19 protein-coding genes are annotated in these 19,272 nt (G+C 70.6%); 10 read left to right on the forward strand and 9 right to left on the reverse strand.

Annotated features, from left to right (window positions below; genetic code table 11):
* Nucleotides 1-33: 33 nt before the first annotated feature.
* Nucleotides 34-2,325: a transglycosylase domain-containing protein gene (locus tag ACWIF2_RS26325; protein ID WP_454363161.1), complete on the reverse strand. Its 2,292-nt coding sequence runs from the start codon at nucleotides 2,323-2,325 to the stop codon at nucleotides 34-36.
* Nucleotides 2,326-2,733: 408 nt separating this feature from the next.
* Between ACWIF2_RS26325 and wblA the strand changes: the two genes are divergently transcribed.
* Nucleotides 2,734-3,072: a transcriptional regulator WblA gene (gene wblA, locus ACWIF2_RS26330; protein WP_184594573.1), complete on the forward strand. Its 339-nt coding sequence runs from the start codon at nucleotides 2,734-2,736 to the stop codon at nucleotides 3,070-3,072.
* A 69-nt stretch (nucleotides 3,073-3,141) separates the two neighbouring features.
* Here the strand turns inward: wblA and ACWIF2_RS26335 are convergent, their stop codons facing one another.
* On the reverse strand, nucleotides 3,142-4,596 hold the full coding sequence (locus ACWIF2_RS26335; RefSeq protein ID WP_454363162.1) for an ArsA family ATPase: 1,455 nt from the start codon (nucleotides 4,594-4,596) through the stop codon (nucleotides 3,142-3,144).
* Between the two features lie 49 nt (nucleotides 4,597-4,645).
* Complete coding sequence (locus ACWIF2_RS26340) at nucleotides 4,646-5,623, reverse strand: ArsA family ATPase (RefSeq protein WP_454363163.1); 978 nt, start codon at nucleotides 5,621-5,623, stop codon at nucleotides 4,646-4,648.
* 106 nt (nucleotides 5,624-5,729) lie between these two features.
* Here ACWIF2_RS26340 and ACWIF2_RS26345 point away from each other — a divergent pair, with 106 nt between their 5' ends.
* From ACWIF2_RS26345 to ACWIF2_RS26360, 4 genes are all read left to right on the forward strand, one after another.
* Complete coding sequence (locus tag ACWIF2_RS26345) at nucleotides 5,730-5,888, forward strand: DUF4177 domain-containing protein (protein ID WP_097218487.1); 159 nt, start codon at nucleotides 5,730-5,732, stop codon at nucleotides 5,886-5,888.
* On the forward strand, nucleotides 5,888-6,349 hold the full coding sequence (locus ACWIF2_RS26350) for a RidA family protein (protein WP_184594579.1): 462 nt from the start codon (nucleotides 5,888-5,890) through the stop codon (nucleotides 6,347-6,349). The genes ACWIF2_RS26345 and ACWIF2_RS26350 overlap by 1 nt, the downstream gene beginning before the upstream one ends.
* 73 nt (nucleotides 6,350-6,422) lie before the next feature.
* Entirely contained in the window at nucleotides 6,423-7,295 is an 873-nt protein-coding gene (locus ACWIF2_RS26355; protein ID WP_454363164.1) for an NUDIX hydrolase, read from the forward strand.
* Nucleotides 7,292-8,122: an MBL fold metallo-hydrolase gene (locus ACWIF2_RS26360; RefSeq protein ID WP_454363165.1), complete on the forward strand. Its 831-nt coding sequence runs from the start codon at nucleotides 7,292-7,294 to the stop codon at nucleotides 8,120-8,122. Before ACWIF2_RS26355 ends, ACWIF2_RS26360 begins: the two co-directional genes overlap by 4 nt.
* Nucleotides 8,123-8,205: 83 nt before the next feature.
* Here ACWIF2_RS26360 and ACWIF2_RS26365 read toward each other — a convergent pair whose 3' ends face one another.
* A complete protein-coding gene (locus tag ACWIF2_RS26365) occupies nucleotides 8,206-8,880 on the reverse strand; it encodes a Crp/Fnr family transcriptional regulator (RefSeq protein ID WP_215119931.1) in 675 nt (224 codons plus the stop codon).
* Between the two features lie 332 nt (nucleotides 8,881-9,212).
* Between ACWIF2_RS26365 and nth the strand changes: the two genes are divergently transcribed.
* The 3 genes from nth (at nucleotide 9,213) to ACWIF2_RS26380 (ending at nucleotide 12,244) form a co-directional block, all read left to right on the forward strand.
* Nucleotides 9,213-10,250: an endonuclease III gene (nth, locus tag ACWIF2_RS26370; protein ID WP_454363166.1), complete on the forward strand. Its 1,038-nt coding sequence runs from the start codon at nucleotides 9,213-9,215 to the stop codon at nucleotides 10,248-10,250.
* 85 nt (nucleotides 10,251-10,335) lie between these two features.
* A complete protein-coding gene (locus tag ACWIF2_RS26375; protein ID WP_454363167.1) occupies nucleotides 10,336-11,031 on the forward strand; it encodes an NUDIX hydrolase in 696 nt (231 codons plus the stop codon).
* Nucleotides 11,032-11,044: 13 nt separating this feature from the next.
* The gene (locus tag ACWIF2_RS26380) at nucleotides 11,045-12,244 is read left to right on the forward strand and encodes a MarP family serine protease (protein WP_454363168.1); all 1,200 of its coding nucleotides are present in this window, start codon (nucleotides 11,045-11,047) and stop codon (nucleotides 12,242-12,244) included.
* Nucleotides 12,245-12,294: 50 nt separating this feature from the next.
* On the opposite strand, the gene ACWIF2_RS26385 is transcribed toward ACWIF2_RS26380, so the two are convergent.
* The 5 genes from ACWIF2_RS26385 to acs form a co-directional block, all read right to left on the reverse strand.
* Nucleotides 12,295-12,477: a hypothetical protein gene (locus ACWIF2_RS26385; protein ID WP_382592553.1), complete on the reverse strand. Its 183-nt coding sequence runs from the start codon at nucleotides 12,475-12,477 to the stop codon at nucleotides 12,295-12,297.
* 127 nt (nucleotides 12,478-12,604) lie between these two features.
* On the reverse strand, nucleotides 12,605-13,555 hold the full coding sequence (locus ACWIF2_RS26390) for an alpha/beta fold hydrolase (RefSeq protein WP_454363169.1): 951 nt from the start codon (nucleotides 13,553-13,555) through the stop codon (nucleotides 12,605-12,607).
* Nucleotides 13,552-14,040 (reverse strand): phage holin family protein, encoded by a 489-nt coding sequence (locus ACWIF2_RS26395; RefSeq protein WP_454363170.1) that lies wholly within the window; start codon nucleotides 14,038-14,040, stop codon nucleotides 13,552-13,554. The genes ACWIF2_RS26390 and ACWIF2_RS26395 overlap by 4 nt, the downstream gene beginning before the upstream one ends.
* A 41-nt stretch (nucleotides 14,041-14,081) precedes the next feature.
* Nucleotides 14,082-15,518, reverse strand: a complete 1,437-nt coding sequence (gene nhaA / locus ACWIF2_RS26400; RefSeq protein ID WP_454363171.1) for a Na+/H+ antiporter NhaA — start codon at nucleotides 15,516-15,518, stop codon at nucleotides 14,082-14,084.
* 192 nt (nucleotides 15,519-15,710) lie between these two features.
* Nucleotides 15,711-17,666: an acetate--CoA ligase gene (acs, locus tag ACWIF2_RS26405; protein WP_454363172.1), complete on the reverse strand. Its 1,956-nt coding sequence runs from the start codon at nucleotides 17,664-17,666 to the stop codon at nucleotides 15,711-15,713.
* Nucleotides 17,667-17,896: 230 nt separating this feature from the next.
* Here acs and ACWIF2_RS26410 point away from each other — a divergent pair, with 230 nt between their 5' ends.
* Complete coding sequence (locus ACWIF2_RS26410) at nucleotides 17,897-18,511, forward strand: RNA polymerase sigma factor (protein WP_454363173.1); 615 nt, start codon at nucleotides 17,897-17,899, stop codon at nucleotides 18,509-18,511.
* Entirely contained in the window at nucleotides 18,508-19,206 is a 699-nt protein-coding gene (locus tag ACWIF2_RS26415) for a hypothetical protein (protein ID WP_454363174.1), read from the forward strand. The genes ACWIF2_RS26410 and ACWIF2_RS26415 overlap by 4 nt, the downstream gene beginning before the upstream one ends.
* The last annotated feature ends 66 nt before the right edge of the window (nucleotides 19,207-19,272 follow it).

The raw sequence follows: 19,272 nt of genomic DNA on the forward strand, positions 1-19,272 counted from the left end.
GGGCCGCCCTGGGGCGGCCCTGGCGCGGGTTACTCAGCCGAACCGCCCGCCGTTGCCGTTGCCTCCGCCGTTGTCCTGGCCCCGGAAGAAGCCCTCGGGGAGGGAGAAGGAAGGCGTCGGAACGGGCTCGCCGCCCCCGCCGCCGTTGTTGTTTCCGCCGACCAGGCCGCCGATGAAGCCACCGTTGCCGTTGCCCCCGTCGTCACGGTCGTCGTCGCGGTCCTCGTCGTCACGGTTCTTGTGGCGGCCGTCGGGGATGTGGATGTCGTTGAACTGCTCGACGGGCTTGCCCTCGAGCGCGCCCGACATCATGTCGCGCCAGATCGGACCGGGGACCTCGCCACCGAAGACCTTGCCGTACGACCGGCCGCCGATGGTGATGCCGGACATCTTCCGCTTGTGCGCGGGGTCGCCGACCCACACCGCGCCGGCCATGTTCGGCGTGTAGCCCACGAACCAGGCCGCGTAGCGCTCGTCCGTCGTACCGGTCTTGCCCGCGCTGGGACGGCTGCCGAGGCCGGCCTTCGAACCCGTACCGTCCTCGACGACGCCCTTCAGCAGCGCGTTGATCGTGTCGGCGGTCTTCTCGGACATCGCGCGCGAGCAGGTCGACTTCGGGACCGGGAGCGACTTGCTCGCGCCACCGACCCGCTGGCTGACCGACTCGATGGCGATCGGCGTGCAGTACATGCCGCGCGAGGCGAAGGTCGCGTACCCGTTCGCCATGGTCAGCGGGGACATCTCCTGGGTGCCGAGGGCGATGGACGGCGCCTGGTCCATCTTGCGGCCGTCGGCCCGCTCGACGCCCATCTTCTTCGCCATCGTCGTCACGGGGCAGATGCCGATGTCGCTGATCATCTGGACGTAGTAGGTGTTGACCGACTTGGCGGTCGCTTCCTTCATGTCGTACGGGCCGACCTCCGAGTTGTTCTCGTTCTCGAGCTTGGCGGGGTCGGTCCGGCTGTTCCGCCAGGTCTTGCCGTCGCAGGCGGAGACCGGGCTCGGATAGGCCATCTGGTACGGCGCCGAGTACACCTTGTTCGCCGGCATGCCGTCCTCGATGGCCGCCGCCGCGACGATCGGCTTGAACGTCGAACCGGGCTGGTAGCCCATGCCGCCGCCCATGTCGTCGTTGACGGACAGGTTGAGGGTCGTCTCGCCCTCCTTGATGTCGACGCCGTACGGACGGGACTGGCCCATGGCGAGGATCTTGCCGGTGCCGGGCTGGACGATGCTGGCGGCGGTGGCCACCTCGTCGCTCGTGTAGACGTGGTCCTTGATGGACCGCTGTGCCGAGTCCTGGGCCTGTGGGTCCATGGTGGTGCGGATGGTGAGGCCACCCTGGTTCCAGACCTTCGCCCTGGCCTCCTTGGTCTTGCCGAAGACCTTGTCGTTCAGGAAGACCTCGCGCACGTAGTCACAGAAGAAGCCCGCGCCCTTGACCGCCGTGATGCACCCGTTCCTGGGCTTGCTGACCTTGAGGCCGAGCGGCGCCTTCATCGCCTCGCCGGCCTGCGCCCGGGAGATGTCGCCGACGGCGGCCATGCGCTGGAGCACGATGTTGCGGCGCTTGGTGGCCTCCGCCTCGTCGTTGACCGGGTCGTACCGGCTGGGCGACTGGACGATGCCGGCGAGGAGGGCCGACTCCTGGATGTTGAGGGCCTTGGCGGGCTTGGAGAAGTAGCGCTGGGCCGCGGCCTCGATGCCGTAGGCCTGCTGGCCGAAGAACGTGATGTTCAGGTAGTTCTCGAGGATCTTCTTCTTCCCGAGCTCTTCCTCGACCTGGATCGCGTACTTCAGCTCGCGGATCTTGCGGCCGATGGTCTGCTGGGTGGCCTGCGCGACCTTCGTCGGGTCGTCGCCCGCCTCCTCGACGAAGACGTTCTTCACGTACTGCTGCGTCAGGGTCGAGGCGCCCTGGGAGACCTCGCCGCTGCGCGCGTTCTTGTTGAGGGCGCGCAGGACGCCCTTCAGGTCGACCGCGCCGTGCTGGTAGAAGCGCGAGTCCTCGATCGCGACGATCGCCTTCTGCATGTACGGCGAGACGTCCTTGAGCGGGACCACCGTGCGGTCGCGCGAGTAGACCGTGGCGATCTGGCCGCCGTCGGCGTCGAGGATCGTGGTGCGCTGACTCAGCGGCGGTGTCTTCATGTTGGCGGGGAGCTCGTCGAAGCTCTCGACCGAGCCCTTCGCCGCGAGCCCCAGCGCGCCCACGGCGGGCAGCGCGATGCCGGCCAGCACGGCTCCCGCAAGGACACTGACACCGAGGAACTTGGCGGCCTGCTGCGCAGGAGACAGACCACCGCCCGAGCTCTTCTTTGGCATGAGGGCAGCCTACGTTCTCATTCGCCGGACAGGCGTATAGGCCTTGGCCTAAGCTGCTCTCAACTGTCACAGCAGTGAGGTCACGTATCAATACGTCCGGCGACCCCGAATCGTTCCGGGTGTTCCCCAACTTTTTTGGTGGGGTCGTGTCCGAATCCGCCTTGTGTGTCATGCGGCGTCCGTTGTGACGCAACTGAACTGTCCTGGTTTGCCGGGAAAGTTACGTATGTCGCCAGCTCACTCCCCCGGGTGATCTGCCGCTTACCCATAGTCCGTTCGGGCCATTCAAGATTGGGCCCGACGGGGGTGTTGCGCTGTGCCCACCTTCCGTAACGTCCTCAACTGGCGGCGGTGAATATGCCGCTGCCGCCGTGGGGGAGCCTCGATTCGGGAGAGGACGGCGCCGGTATGGGCTGGGTAGTCGACTGGAGTGCGCAGGCGGCCTGCCGCACTACCGATCCGGATGAACTGTTCGTTCAAGGAGCAGCGCAGAACAGGGCCAAGGCGGTATGCACCGGATGTCCGGTGCGTACGGAGTGCCTGGCCGACGCGCTCGACAATCGCGTCGAGTTCGGCGTGTGGGGAGGCATGACGGAGCGGGAGCGCCGCGCACTGCTGCGCAGGCGGCCCACGGTGACGTCCTGGCGCCGGCTGCTGGAGACCGCGCGCAGCGAGTACGAGCGCGGCACGGGTGTCGTGTCCCTCGACGACGACGAGATCTACGAGAACTACGCCGCGGTGAGCTGAGGAGTTCCCACCGGGGACTCTACGGGGGCTCCTCGGCGCTGATGTCCGGTCGAGGGCCCGTACGGGCCCTCAGGCATCACGGCCGGGCGACTCCGGCTCGGCCGCGTCGGGAAGCTCGCGTTCGTTCGCCGCGAGCCGGTCACCGATGTCGCGCAGTCCCGCGAGGTCGTGCACATCACCGGGCAGCGCGGCCACTTCCGTCACGGCCACCTCGGGGTGGAGCGCGGTGAAGCGGTCACGCGTGCGCTGCTCACGGGAGAGCAGCTGCATGCGTTCGGCGTGCAGCCTCAGCAGGCCTGCCGTGAGCTGGTCGATGGACCGCTCGGCGTCTTCGGCGTTCTCGGCGTCTGCCGCGTCCTCGGTGGGGGAGCCACCCTCGGGAGCCGATGTCGATGCCGCGGCTGAGGTCTGAGCTGGGGTCTGATCTGAGGTCTGAGCTGGGGTCTGAGCTGGGGTTTCGGACGTGGAAGAGGCTGAACTGTCGTATGCGTCGGGGGAGTTACGAAGTCCAGCTTTCCCGCCCTCCTGATCCACAATGCGGGGCTCTTCAAGATTTTCCGCGGCGGCGAGCGCCCGCTCGGCCGACAGCCGGTCGGCACCGCTGCCGTGGACCCGGTTGAGCACCAGACCGGCGAGCGGCATGTCCTCCGCGGCCAGGCGCTCCACGAAGTACGCGGCCTCGCGCAGCGCGTCCCGCTCCGGGGCCGCGACCACGAGGAACGCCGTCCCGGGAGCCTGGAGCAGCTTGTACGTCGCGTCCGCGCGGGTGCGGAAGCCCCCGAACGTCGTGTCCATCGCGGACACGAACGTCTGGACGTCCTTGAGGAGCTGACCGCCGAGCAGTTTGCCGAGGGTGCCGGTCATCATCGACATCCCGACGTTCAGGAACTTCATCCCGGCGCGCCCGCCCAGCTTCGCCGGCGCCGTCAGCAGCCGGATCAGCCGCCCGTCCAGGAACGACCCGAGCCGCTTGGGCGCGTCCAGGAAGTCCAGGGCCGAGCGGGACGGCGGGGTGTCGACGATGATCAGGTCCCACTCGTCCCGGGCGCGCAGCTGCCCGAGCTTCTCCATCGCCATGTACTCCTGCGTGCCCGCGAAGCCCGCCGAGAGTGACTGGTAGAAGGGGTTGCCCAGGATCGCGGCCGCCCGCTCGGCGTCCGCGTGCACCTCGACGATCTCGTCGAAGGTGCGCTTCATGTCGAGCATCATCGCGTGCAGCTCGCCGCCCGCGGTGTCGTCGATGCCCTTGACCCGGCGCGGGGTGTTGTCGAGGGAGTCGATGCCCATGGACTGGGCGAGCCGACGGGCCGGGTCGATGGTGAGGACGACCACCTTGCGGCCCCGCTCGGCCGCGCGCAGGCCCAGGGCCGCCGCTGTCGTGGTCTTGCCGACCCCGCCCGAGCCGCAGCACACCACGATCCGGGTCTTGGGGTCCGCCAGCAGCGGATCGACGTCGAGCAGACGGGCGGGGGACATGCGGGGGCGGGCCGGGTCGTGGGTGTGGGCCGGGTCCGGACGACTCATGACATCCCCTGCTTCCGACTCATGACGGGCCTTGCCTGTGTGTCCTGGCTCATGACACGCCCTGCCCGCGCAGCTCACGGGCCAGCGCGTACAGCCCCGCCAGGTCCATGCCCTCGGCGAACAGCGGCAGTTCGTGCAGCGGCAGGCCGAGCTCGGCCAGCACCGCACGCTGCTCGTGCTCCAGCGCGTACCGCTCGCCGTACTCCTCGGCCTGCGTGAGCAACGGGTCCACCAGCCGCTCGGCGCGTCCGCCGCGCCGCGCGCCGCCGAGCCCGGCGGACGACAGCGACCGTGCGACCGTGGAACGCGTGGCCGTCCGGACGAGTTCCAGATCGGTCTCGTCCAACACCTCCGGACGCACCATGTTCACGATGATCCGCCCCACCGGCAGCCGCGCCGACCGCAGCTCGGCGATGCCGTCCACGGTCTCCTGGACGGGCATCTCCTCCAGCAGCGTCACCAGGTGCACGGCCGTTTCCGGCGACTTCAGCACCCGCATCACGGCCTGCGCCTGATTGTGTATCGGGCCGATCTTGGCGAGGCCGGCGACCTCGTCGTTGACGTTGAGGAAACGCGTGATGCGCCCGGTGGGCGGCGCGTCCATGACGACGTAGTCGTAGGTGAACCGCCCGCTGCGCTCCTTGCGCCGCACCGCCTCGCACGCCTTGCCGGTGAGGAGTACGTCCCTCAGGCCCGGCGCGATGGTGGTGGCGAAGTCGATCGCGCCGAGCTTCTTCAGGGCCCGTCCGGCGCTGCCCAGCTTGTAGAACATCTGGAGGTAGTCCAGAAGGGCCAGTTCGGGGTCGATGGCCAGCGCGTACACCTCCCCGCCCCCGGGAGCGACGGCGATCTTCCGCTCCTCATAAGGCAGCGCTTCCGTTTCGAAGAGCTGCGCGATGCCCTGGCGGCCTTCGACCTCGACGAGAAGCGTCCGCTTCCCCTCCGTGGCCAAGGCCAGCGCGAGGGCCGCGGCCACCGTGGTCTTGCCGGTACCGCCCTTGCCGCTGACGACCTGGAGCCTGCTCACGTATTCGAGCCTAACCAGTCGGCGCCCGGGCTACTCCGGAGGCTGTGGACAACCGCCGCCGTGGTCGGCCGCCTGACCCTGTCCGCCAGGGGCTAGAGTCGGCCGCATGACCAAGTGGGAATACTCAACCGTGCCGCTGCTCGTCCACGCCACGAAGCAGATTCTGGACACCTGGGGCGAGGACGGCTGGGAGCTCGTCCAGGTCGTGCCCGGGCCGAACAACCCCGAGCAGCTCGTGGCCTACCTGAAGCGGGAGAAGCAGTAATGGGTGCCGTCGAGGCGAAGCTGGCCGAACTCGGTCTGACCTTGCCCGACGTCGTCCCGCCGCTGGCCGCGTACCAGCCGGCCGTGCAGAGCGGCCCGTACGTCTACACCGCCGGGCAGCTCCCGATGGTGGACGGCAAGCTTCCGGTCACCGGCAAGGTCGGCGCTGAGGTCACCCCGGAGGAGGCCAAGGAGCTGGCGCGTACGTGCGCGCTGAACGCCCTGGCCGCCGTCAAGTCCGTCGCCGGTGACCTGGACCGCATCGCGCGCGTGGTGAAGGTCGTCGGCTTCGTGGCCTCGGCCTCGGACTTCACGGGCCAGCCCGCGGTGCTGAACGGCGCGAGCGAGCTGCTCGGCGCGGTCCTCGGCGACAAGGGCGTGCACGCGCGCAGCGCGGTGGGCGTGGCGGTGCTGCCGCTGGACGCCCCGGTGGAGGTCGAGATCCAGGTGGAGCTGGCCTAGCTTCCCCGCCAGGGGACACCGTCCCCTCAGGGGCCACTCGAACATCAGCCCGTCACGGGATAGCCTCGCGCCCATGGCGAACGGTCAGTGGTATCCCCCGGAGTGGCCGGACCGCATCCGCGCACTGGCGGCCGGCACCCTCACACCGGTCACCCCGAAGCGCGCGGCCACCGTCATGCTCCTGAAGGACACGGGCACCGGCCCGGCCGTCCACATGCTGCGCAGACGCGCCTCCATGGCCTTCGCCGGAGGCGCGTACGCGTATCCGGGCGGCGGTGTCGACCCCCGGGACGACGACCACCAGGTCCGCTGGGCGGGCCCCACGCGCGCGTGGTGGGCGGACCGGCTCGGCGTCGACGAGACGGAAGCGCAGGCGATCGTCTGCGCGGCCGTACGGGAGACGTACGAGGAGGCGGGCGTCCTGCTCGCCGGACCGGCGCCCGACTCGGTCGTCGGCGACACCACCGGGGCCGACTGGGAGGCGGACCGTGCCGCCCTGGTCGCCCGTGACCTGTCCTTCGCGGAGTTCCTGGACCGCCGCGGCCTGGTCCTGCGCTCCGACCTGCTCGGCGCCTGGACCCGCTGGATCACCCCGGAGTTCGAGGCCCGCCGCTACGACACCTGGTTCTTCGTGGCGGCCCTTCCCGAGGGACAGCGCACCCGCAACGCCTCCACCGAGGCGGACCGTACGGTGTGGATCGCCCCGGGCGAGGCGGCGGCCGGCTACGACAAGGGCGAGCTGCTGATGATGCCGCCGACCCTCGCGACCCTGCGCCAGCTGACGCCGTACGACACCGCCGCCGGGGCGCTCGCGGACGCCCCGGGGCGTGACCTCACGCCCGTGCTGGCCACGGCCCGTCTCGTGGACGACGAGATCGTGCTCTCCTGGCCGGGCCACGACGAGTTCACCAAGCACATCCCGACCACCGGTGGAGCCACCGCATGACGGACGCAGCAGCCCTTCCCGGCCAGCCCCGGGGCGGTGTCCTCACGGGCCCCGCCACCGAGCGGGCCGTCAACGTCCTGGCCCCCAACCCGTCGGCGATGACCCTGGACGGCACCAACACCTGGATCCTCTCCGAGCCCGACTCGGACCTGGCCGTGGTGGTCGACCCGGGCCCGCTCGACGACGGTCACCTGCGCCATGTCGTCGCCACGGCCGAGCGGGCCGGCAAGCGCGTCGCCCTGACGCTGCTGACCCATGGCCACCCCGACCACGCCGAGGGCGCCGGGCGGTTCGCCGAACTGACCGGCACGCGCGTGCGTGCGCTCGATCCCGCCCTCCGGCTGGGTGACGAGGGACTGGCCGCCGGGGACGTGATCACCGTCGGCGGCCTTGAACTGAAGGTCGTACCGACCCCCGGCCACACCGCCGACTCCCTCTCCTTCCACCTCCCGGCGGACCAGGCGGTCCTGACCGGCGACACGATCCTCGGCCGCGGTACGACGGTCGTGGCCCACCCCGACGGCCGCCTCGGCGACTACCTGGACTCCCTGCGGCGGCTCAGGTCCCTCTCCGTCGACGACGGCGTCCACACGGTGCTGCCGGGCCACGGGCCGGTCCTGGAGGACGCCCAGGGCGTCATCGAGTACTACCTCGCCCACCGGGCCAAGCGCCTCGCACAGGTGGAAACGGCCGTCGAGGACGGCTACCGCACCCCCACCGAGGTCGTCGCCCACGTCTACGCGGACGTGGACCGCTCCCTGTGGCCGGCGGCGGAACTGTCGGTGCGGGCGCAGTTGGACTACCTGGACGAGCACGGGCTCATCTGACCGCTGACGCGCCCTGGTACGACGTCGGGCCCCGTCTCGCGAGGAGACAGGGCCCGATGACGTACGGCACGCGCGTGTGCGCGTCAGCGCGAGCGCTTGGCGAGGCGTTCCACGTCCAGCAGGATCACCGCGCGGGCCTCCAGACGGAGCCAGCCGCGCTGGGCGAAGTCCGCCAGTGCCTTGTTGACCGTCTCACGGGACGCGCCGACCAGCTGGGCCAGCTCCTCCTGCGTGAGGTCGTGGACGACGTGGATGCCCTCCTCGGACTGCACGCCGAACCGGCGGGACAGGTCCAGCAGGGCGCGCGCGACCCGGCCCGGGACGTCCGAGAAGACGAGGTCGGACATCGCGTCGTTGGTCTTGCGCAGCCGGCGGGCGACGGCGCGCAGCAGCGCCGTGGCCACCTCGGGGCGGGCGTTCAGCCAGGGCTGGAGGTCGCCGTGGCCCAGTCCGAGCAGCTTGACCTCGGTCAGTGCGGAGGCCGTCGCGGTGCGCGGGCCCGGGTCGAAGAGCGACAGCTCGCCGATGAGCTCGCCGGGGCCGACCACGGCCAGCATGTTCTCGCGGCCGTCCGGGGACGTGCGGTGGAGCTTGACCTTGCCTTCCGTGACCACATACAGGCGGTCGCCGGGGTCCCCCTCGTGGAACAGCGAGTCGCCGCGCGCGAGGGTCACCTCACTCATGGAGGCGCGGAGCTCCGAGGCCTGCTCGTCATCGAGCGCCGCGAAGAGCGGGTTGCGCCGCAGAACGTCGTCCACGAGTTCTCTCCTTGTCGACCTGCTCAGGGGACCTGGATCCCCCTTGTATCAAGGCACCGAGGTGCCCATTTTGCCGGACGGTCCAAACAGTGTGATCTGTCACAAGGATGCCGCACTGGTGTCCCGGGGTACGCGGCAGGGGTCCAATTGGACGCCGATCTTCAGGGCCCGGGGCAGATGTCAGTGCCACGCCTTAGGCTGGCCGGGTGTCCAAATCGCCGGTGAGAGCACAGGCCGAGGGGGCTGCGCGGGTGGTTGTACGTCGCGATTCCGCTGTGGGCGAACAGAGCCCCGATGGCGGTAGGAAAACGGCGAAAGCGACAGAGAGGGCGGTGCCTTCAGGCAAGTCGGCGCCGGCCAAGAAGGCTGCCGCCAAGAAGGCTGCCGCCAAGAAGGCTGTCGCCGGGGAGTCCGGGGCCGCGAGCAAGAAGGCAGCCGCGAAGGAGTCGGCGGCTGCGAAGGAGTCGGCATCTGTGAAGAAGACGGCATCCGTGAGGAAGGCGCCTGCCGCCAAGAAGGTCACCGTCGCGCCCAAGAAGGCCACGGCCCGCGTCAAGGGCACCGCCCCCGCGAAGGCCGTCGTCCATCCGCCGGGTGACGAGTCGCGCACCGCCCTGGTCCGCCGGGCCCGCCGTATCAACCGCGAGCTCGCCGAGGTCTTCCCCTACGCCCACCCCGAGCTGGACTTCGACAACCCCTTCCAACTGGTCGTCGCCACGGTCCTGTCCGCCCAGACCACCGACCTGCGCGTCAACCAGACGACACCCGCCCTCTTCGCCAAGTACCCCACCCCCGAGGACCTGGCCGCCGCCAACCCGGAGGAGGTGGAGGAGATCCTCCGCCCGTGCGGCTTTTTCCGGGCCAAGACAAAGTCGGTCATAGGGCTCTCCAAGGCCCTGGTCGAGGACTTCGGCGGTGAGGTCCCGGGCCGGCTGGAGGACCTGGTCAAGCTGCCCGGCGTTGGCCGCAAGACCGCGTTCGTCGTGCTCGGCAACGCCTTCGGGCGGCCCGGCATCACCGTGGACACGCACTTCCAGCGTCTGGTGCGCCGCTGGCAGTGGACCGGCGAGACCGACCCGGACAAGATCGAGGCCGCCATCGGCGCGCTCTTCCCGAAGAGTGACTGGACGGACCTCTCGCACCATGTGATCTGGCACGGCCGCCGCATCTGCCACGCCCGCAAGCCCGCCTGCGGAGCCTGCCCGATCGCCCCGCTCTGCCCGGCGTTCGGCGAGGGCGAGACCGACCCGGAGAAGGCGAGGAAGCTGCTCAAGTACGAGAAGGGCGGCTTCCCCGGCCAGCGCCTGCGGCCCCCGCAGGCGTATCTGGACGCGGGCGGCAAGCCGGCGCCGCCGCTGGGGGCCGGATGAGCTGCCCGAACGGGGGATCGCGGTCGTTCGCGGAACGATCTCGCACCCGCCGCGCGTTGGAAGCGGCAGGACGACGGGGGTGGCGATGACGCGCGCGAGCGACACACAGGGCGGGCCTTTGACGCCGAGCAAGGAGGGCCTGCCGGCCTGGCTTGATCCGGTGGTGCACGCTGTGGAGACGGTCGGGCCGCGGCAGCTCAGCCGTTTCCTGCCGCCGGAGGACGGCGCCGGCCGCCAGTCCGCCGTGCTGATCCTGTTCGGGGAGGGCGAGCGCGGGCCCGAGCTGCTGCTCATGGAGCGCGCGAGCTCCCTGCGCTCGCACGCCGGCCAGCCCTCGTTCCCCGGCGGCGCCCTCGACCCGGAGGACGGCGATCCGCGCGGCGACGGCCCGCTGCGGGCCGCCCTGCGCGAGGCGGAGGAGGAGACCGGCCTCGACCCCTCCGGCGTCCAGCTCTTCGGCGTCCTGCCCAGGCTGTACATCCCGGTCAGCGGCTTCGTCGTCACCCCGGTGCTGGGCTGGTGGCGCGTACCGAGCCCGGTCGGGGTCGTCGATCCGAACGAGACCGCCAGGGTCTTCACCGTCCCCGTGGCGGATCTCACGGATCCCGCCAACCGCGCCACCACCGTCCACCCCAGCGGCCACCGAGGTCCGGCATTTCTGGTCGAATCCGCCCTTGTATGGGGTTTCACGGCCGGAATCATCGACCGGCTGCTGCACTTCGCGGGCTGGGAGCGGCCCTGGGACCGCGAGAAGCAGGTCCCGCTCGACTGGCGCGCATGACAGGGTGGCCTCCGTGAACGTGCTGGACATCTTGTTGCTGGTCGCCGCCGTGTGGTTCGCGGTCGTCGGGTACCGCCAGGGATTCGTCGTCGGCATCCTGTCGGTGATCGGCTTTCTGGGCGGCGGTCTCGTCGCGGTCTACGTACTGCCCGTCATCTGGGACGCGCTCACGGACAAGGCGGAGGTGAACACGACCGCGGCCGTCGTCGCGGTCGTCGTCGTCATCGTCTGCGCCTCCGTCGGCCAGGCCCTCACCACCCACCTCGGCAACAAGCTGCGCCGGCACATCACCTGGTCCCCGGCCCGGGCCCTCGACGCCACCGGCGGCGCCCTGGTCAACGTCGTGGCGATGCTCCTGGTCGCCTGGCTGATCGGCTCGGCCCTCGCGGGCACCACACTGCCGACGCTCGGCAAGGAGGTCCGCAACTCCAAGGTGCTGCTGGGCGTCTCACAGGCGCTGCCGGACCAGGCCGCCACCTGGTTCGCCGACTTCTCCTCCGTCCTCGCGCAGAACGGCTTCCCGCAGGTCTTCAGCCCGTTCTCGAACGAGCCCATCACCGACGTCCAGCCGCCGGACCCGGCCCTGGCCAACAGCCCCGTGGCGAGCCGCGCCCAGCGCTCCATCGTCAAGGTCATGGGCACGGCCCCGAGCTGCGGCAAGGTCCTGGAGGGCACCGGCTTCGTCTTCTCCGGCCGCCGGGTGATGACCAACGCGCACGTGGTGGGCGGCGTCGACGAGCCGACCGTGCAGATAGGCGGCGAGGGCAAGAAGTACGACGCCACGGTCGTCCTCTACGACTGGCGGCGCGACATCGCCGTACTGGACGTGCCCGACCTCAAGGCGCCCGCGCTGCGCTTCACCACCCAGGACGCGACCAGCGGGGACGGCGCGATCGTCGCCGGCTTCCCGGAGAACGGGGCGTACGACGTGCGTGCCGCGCGCGTGCGTGGCCGCATCACGGCCAACGGCCCGGACATCTACCACCGGGACACGGTCCGCCGCGACGTCTACTCCCTGTACGCGACCGTCCGCCAGGGCAACTCCGGCGGCCCGCTGCTCACCCCCGACGGCAAGGTCTACGGCGTGGTGTTCGCCAAGTCCCTCGACGACTCCTTGACGGGGTACGCGCTGACCGTGGACGAGATCCAGGAGGACATCACCAAGGGGCGCACCGCCAACCAGCAGGTGGACAGCGACAGCTGCGCGCTCTAGGAGCGGCCCTGCGGCGGGGTGGCCGGGGCGTCACTCGCGCGGGTGGCGCCTCAGTCGCGGGTGTGGCGCAGACGTACGGAGACCCAGCGGGCCCGGCGACGGAGGATGCGCGGGATCCCGACCCGGGGATCCGCGGTCACCATCTGCGGTGCGCCGCTTCGATGGTGGGGGTTCGCACCGCCCGCCGAGCGGCGATTGCGGCTTGCGTCACTGTAGTCGTGCGTCCAGCCCATACCCCGACGTGTGCCCCCGCCCCATGGTCGATAACCGCTCCCGGCGCGCCCAATTGGCCTATGCGCCAGGCAATTGGCCGTTCGTCGGACAAGCGTTCACGTGCGGATACCGGGCGGGGTCGTCCGGTCACCGATCGGGTTCGGGATCCTTGAGCCAGTTGATGAGCTCCGAGGAGAACGCGACCGGGTCCTCCTCGTGCGGGAAGTGGCCGAGACCGTCGAACAGGCGCCAGCGGTAGGGGGCTTCGACGTACTCACCGGATCCGGCCGCGCTGCGCGTGCGCATCACGGGGTCGAGCGAGCCGTGCAGATGGAGGGTCGGCACGCGCACGGGCCGCTTCATGCGGCGGTTGAACTGGATGCCGTCCGGGCGGGCCAGGGAGCGCACCATCCAGCGGTACGGCTCGACGGCGCAGTGCGCGGCGGAGGGGATGCACATGGCGCGGCGGTACGTCTCGAGCGCCTCGTCCTCGGGCGGGCGCGGCCCGGACCAGTCCTGGATCAGCTCCGCCACGAGCGCCCCGTCGTCGGCGGTGAGCTGCCGCTCCGGGATCCAGGGCCGCTGGAACCCCCAGATGTGTGAACCGGCGCGCGTCTGCTTGACGTCTCGGAGCATGGCCGAGCGCCAGCGCCGCGGATGCGGCATGGAGGCGACCGCCAGCCGCCGCACCAGCTTGGGGCGCATCGCGGCGGCCGTCCACGCGAGGTATCCGCCCAGGTCGTGGCCGACCAGCGCGGCGTCCGGCTCGCCGAGCGAGCGGATGACGCCGGTGACGTCGAGCGCGAGGTTGGCGGGGTCGTAACCGCGCGGCGTACGGTCGCTGCCCCCGACGCCCCGCAGGTCCATGGCGACGGCCCGGAAGCCCGCGTCGGCGAGCACCACCAGCTGGTGCCGCCAGGTCCACCAGAACTGCGGGAAGCCGTGCAGCAGCAGCACCAGCGGCCCGTCGCCCAGCTCGGCGATGTGGAAGCGGGCGCCGTTGGCGGCGACGTCGCGGTGGCTCACCTTCCTCCCGCCGGGGACGTCGAGAAGAACGGCCGAGGCCGGTTGTGCCGAAGGTGTGGCGGGGTCCGTCATGACGATGAGCGTGCCACAGCCTCGATGGCCTCGGGGACCCGGTCCTGCGGGAGCTCCGGACGCGGGTGCGGCTTGGCCTTCTGCAGGACGACCGCGGTCTCCTTCATCGAGGCGGCGACCTTCTGCGGGCCCTTGCTCTTCTTGGCCTTCTTCGCGAAGACCACGCCGATCAGCGCCAGCACGACCGCGACCAGCACATTCGCCGCGAAGGACAGCAGGAAGCAGATCGCGAGGTTCCAGTCGGTCCAGGTGCGGATGCCGTACGCCAGCGCGAAGTTCAGCATCGGCAGGGAGAAGATCAGCACCGCGCCGGCTGCCGAGAAGGCCCCGCCGCTGGTCGCGCCGCGCTTGACGTCCTGCTTGAGCTGCGCCTTCGCCAGCGCGATCTCGTCGTGCACCAGCGCCGACATTTCCGTCGTCGCCGAGGCGAACAGCTGGCCGATGCTGCGTTCGGCGCCGACCGGGCTGCCGTCGGGTGCGCTCATCGCGGTCTCTCCCTCTCCGTCTTTTGTACCGTCTCGTCAGATCATGCCGGACCGTCGTGGTCCTCGCCTGCCCCGCCCGGTACTTCGGCAAGCTCGTGGCGCGCCGCTGCCTTCTCCTGGGCGATCCGGCGGTGTTCCGCGGCTTTGGCCTCGTAGCGGGCGGCCAGGCGCAGGTGGTACGCCGGGTCGTCCTCCTCGTAGACGTCCGGGATGCCGTCGAGGTCGTCGTCGCGCTCCTCGTCCTCCCACAGGCGGCGGTACTTGGCGTTCCGTATCTTCAGCAGGACGGTCGCCAGCGTGGCGGCGATGAGCGAGCCCAGCAGCACGGCGGCCTTGACCTCGTTCGTCATCGTCTCGTCGCCGGCGAAGGCGAGTTCGCCGATGAGCAGCGAGACCGTGAAGCCGATGCCGGCGAGGCTCGCCACCGCGAACACGTCCGCCCAGGCGAGGTCGTCGCTGAGCGAGGCCCGGGTGAAACGGGCCGTCAGCCAGGTCCCGCCGAAGATGCCGAGCGCCTTGCCGACGACCAGCCCGAGGACGACACCGAGGGTCTCCGGCGAGCCGAACACCTCCGCGAGCGCTCCGCCGGAGACGGAGACACCCGCGCTGAACAGCGCGAACAGCGGTACGGCCAGGCCGGCCGACAGAGGCCGTACGAGGTGCTCGATGTGCTCGCCGGGGGAGTGGGCCTCGCCTTCCTTGCGGTGGCAGCGCAGCATCAGGCCCATGGCCACGCCGGCGACGGTGGCGTGGACGCCGCTGTTGTACATCAGCGCCCAGATCACGAGCGCGAGCGGCACGTACACGTACCAGCCGCGTACGCCCTTGCGCAGCAGCAGCCAGAAGACGCCCAGGCCGACCACGGCGCCGCCGAGCGCGGCGAAGTTCAGGTCGGCGGTGAAGAAGACGGCGATGATCAGGATCGCGAAGAGGTCGTCGACGACGGCGAGCGTGAGCAGGAAGGCCCGCAGCGCGCTCGGCAGGGAGGTGCCGATGACCGCGAGCACGGCGAGCGCGAAGGCGATGTCGGTGGCGGTGGGCACGGCCCACCCCGCCAGGGAGCCGCCGCCGGTGACGTTGGTGAGGGTGTAGACGAGCGCCGGTACGGCCATGCCGCACAGGGCGGCGACGACCGGGAGGGCGGCGGCCCTGGGCTCGCGCAGGTCGCCCGCGACGAGCTCGCGCTTGAGTTCGATGCCGGCGACGAAAAAGAAGATCGCCAGCAGTCCGTCGGCGGCCCAGTGGGCGACCGACAGGTCGAGGCCGATTGAGGCGGGGCCCAGCCGGAAGTGGGCGACGTTCTCGTAGCTGTCGTGCAGCGCGGGGATGTTCGCCCAGAGCAGCGCGGTGACCGCGGCGGCGAGCAGCAGCACACCGCCGACGGTCTCGGTGCGCAGCGCGTCCGCCACATAGGTCCGCTCGGGTAGGGACAGCCGTCCGAGGACCTTGCGAGGGGTGGTGGAGCGGGGCGCGGTCACGGGGGAGACCTCCGGTTCTGGGCAGGACACGGCTTCCTGCCGACCAGACTTCCCGGCACCCCTATGAGCTCGTTTTGTTTAGCTTACCTAAGTGTGCGGTGGGCTGCACGGGGTGATCTTCACCAACGCCGCGAGGGGCACCCGGAGCGCGTGGCTGCCGGGTGCCCCTCGTCCGTCCCTCTTATGCCGTACTCAGTCCTCGCTGGGTGCCGCGGGCAGCTTGGACTGGATGAGGTCCATGACCGTGGAGTCGGTCAGCGTGGTGACGTCACCGAGCTGGCGGTTCTCCGCGACGTCCCGGAGCAGACGGCGCATGATCTTGCCGGAGCGGGTCTTGGGCAGCTCGGCCACCGGCAGGACCCGCTTGGGCTTGGCGATCGGGCCGAGGGTGTTGCCGACGTGGTTGCGCAGCTCGGCGACCAGGTCCTCGGTCTCGGCGGCCGTACCGCGCAGGATCACGAAGGCGACGATCGCCTGCCCGGTCGTCTCGTCCGCCGCGCCGACCACGGCGGCCTCGGCGACCGACGGGTGGGAGACGAGCGCGGACTCGACCTCGGTGGTGGAGATGTTGTGCCCCGAGACGAGCATGACGTCGTCGACCCGGCCGAGCAGCCAGATGTCGCCGTCGTCGTCCTTCTTGGCACCGTCACCGGCGAAGTACTTGCCCTCGAAGCGCGACCAGTACGTGTCGATGAACCGCTGGTCGTCGCCCCAGATGGTGCGCAGCATCGACGGCCACGGCTCGGTGAGCACCAGGTAGCCGCCACCGCCGTCGGGCACCTCGCGCGCCTCGTCGTCGACGACCGTCGCGGAGATGCCGGGCAGCGGCGTCTGCGCGGAGCCGGGCTTCGTCGCGGTCACGCCCGGCAGCGGGGTGATCATCATCGAGCCGGTCTCGGTCTGCCACCAGGTGTCCACGATCGGGGTGCGGTCACCGCCGATGTTCTTGCGGTACCAGATCCACGCCTCGGGGTTGATCGGCTCGCCCACCGAGCCCAGCACCCGCAGGCTGGACAGGTCGAACTTGGCGGGGATGTCGTCGCCCCACTTCATGAACGTACGGATCGCGGTCGGCGCGGTGTAGAGGATCGTCACGCCGTACTTCTGCACGATCTCCCAGAAGCGGCCCTGGTGCGGGCTGTCGGGCGTGCCCTCGTACATGACCTGCGTCGCGCCGTTGGCGAGCGGGCCGTAGACGATGTACGAGTGACCGGTGACCCAGCCGACGTCGGCGGTGCACCAGTACACGTCCGTCTCCGGCTTGAGGTCGAAGACCGCGTGGTGGGTGTAGGCGGTCTGCGTCAGGTAGCCGCCGGAGGTGTGCAGGATGCCCTTCGGCTTACCCGTGGTGCCCGAGGTGTACAGGATGAACAGCGGGTGCTCGGCGTTGAACGCCTGCGGGGTGTGCTCGGGGCTCTGCCGCTCCACGGCGTCGTGCCACCACACGTCGCGGCCCTCGGTGAAGGCGACCTCCTGGCCCGTGCGGCGCACGACCAGCACGTGCTCGACGATGCCCGCCTTCTCCACCGCCTCGTCCACGGCCGGCTTGAGCGCGGACGGCTTGCCGCGCCGGTAGCCGCCGTCGGAGGTGATGACCACGCGCGCGTCGGCGTCCTGGATGCGGGTGGCGAGCGCGTCCGAGGAGAAGCCGCCGAAGACGACCGAGTGGGCGGCGCCGATCCGGGCGCACGCCAGCATCGCGATCGCGGTCTCGGGGATCATCGGCATGTAGACGGCGACCCGGTCGCCGGCCTGAACTCCCAGCTCCAGCAGGGCGTTGGCCGCCTTGGAGACCTCGTCCTTGAGCTCGGCGTAGGTGATCGCGCGGCTGTCGCCGGGCTCGCCCTCGAAGTGGATGGCGACCCGGTCGCCGAGTCCGGCCTCCACATGCCGGTCGACGCAGTTGTAGGCGACGTTGAGCTCGCCGTCCTTGAACCACTTGGCGAACGGCGGGTTCGACCAGTCGAGGGTCTCGGTGGGCTCCTTGGCCCAGGTCAGCCGACGGGCCTGCTCGGCCCAGAAGCCGAGCCTGTCAGCCTTGGCCTGTTCATACGCCTCCGCCGTGACGTTGGCGTTGGCGGCCAGGTCGGCGGGGGGTGCGAACCTGCGCTCTTCCTTCAGCAGGTTGGCCAGGCTTTCGTTGCTCACGGCATCTGCCTTTCCCAGGGTGTCCGTTGTGTCCCAGGCCACAGCTCATCAGACCCGGGGGTGCGATGACAAGGGCCGACCGTCGATTGGTTTAGACCTCTCGGAGGTCCGTCTCGGCGGCGGGGTCATTCGTACCCACGGACGCCGACCAGGCAGGGTTCATCCTCTGTAACGCCTCTCACAGTCCCGCCCAACTACCAGTGAGGCGCACCGAGAGAGAGGACAGCCGAGTGGACGGCATACGGGGCGGGCCCGCGGCGGCGGCCCACGACCCTCAGCTCTTCGAAGAGTTCTACCGGCGCCATGTGGACGCCGTGATGTCTTTCGTGGCCCGGCGTGTCGCCGACGTCCACACGGTGGCGGACCTGACCGCCGAGGTCTTCCTCGCGGCACTCGACTCCGCCCACACCTATCACCCCGGCCGGGGCGACGAGCGGGCCTGGCTGTACGGGATCGCACGCAACATCGTCTCCTCCGAACGCCGCCGGGTCGCCCGGGAGACGGCGCGGAACCTCCGGATCTCGGGGCGGCGGTTGCTGGAGCCCGACGACATCGCGCGGCTCGAGGACAAGCTCGACGCCGAGAGTCCGGGGCGCCGGGCACTGGCCGCGCTGGAGCGGCTCCCTGACGGTGAACGGGCCGTCGTCGAACTCGTCGCCGTGGACCAGCTCACGGTGACCGAGGCCGCCGCCGCGCTCGGCATCCGCCAGGTCACGGCCCGGGTGCGGCTGCACCGGGCCCGCAAGGCCCTGCGGGCGGAGGCGGATCCGGTGCCGGAGGCCCCGGCCGGCACATCCCTGTCGTACGTCACCGGCGGAGCCGGAGAATCCGGAGGAGAGGCATGACCACGAAGACCACGTTCGAAGACCGGCTGCTGGCCGAGCTGCGGCGCGAGATCGACGTGCGCGGGGCCACCGGTCCCGCCGAAGCGGTCACCGCGCGACGCTCCCCGTTCGCGGGGGCGCTCACGGGGGCGCTCACGGGGGCGCTCACGGGGGCGCTCACGGGGGCGCTCACGGGGGTGCTCACGGGGGTGCTCACGGGACGGCGGATCGCCCTGATGGCGGGCGCCTGCGCCGTGACCGGCCTGGTGCTGGCGCTCGTGCCGGGCTCACCGGGCGAGTCCCCGGCGTACGCGGTGGAGCGGCACGGCGACGGCAGCGTCACACTCACCCTCACGAAGATCGCGATAGGCCAGGATGCCCAGCGCCGACTGGCCGAACGCCTGCGGGCCGAGGGCATTCACGTGACCATCGACAACCTCCCCTACGGTCGGCACTGCGCTCAGCCGCGCGGCAAGACGCTGGGGAGCAGCGTGGAACGGTGGTTCATCGGCGGGCCGCCCGAGGAGGGCTCCGTCCCCGTCGGCGGCCCGACCGACCCGGCCTTCCACCGCAATTGGCAGGTCACCCTGCACCCGGGCGACTCCCTGGGCGTGGAGAACACCAGCCGCAAGGACGGGAAACCCGGGCTCAACTCCGAGTCGTTCTACGCGATCAAGGGCAAGATCGCGCCGTGCGAGCCGGAGTCTCAGGGCTGAGGGGGCCGGCAGGCGGCGGGCGGCGTACGGGGGTCGCCGCCCGCCTTCGCTAGGCCTGCCCCGGAC

This window comes from Streptomyces sp. NPDC055506, from assembly GCF_053643595.1.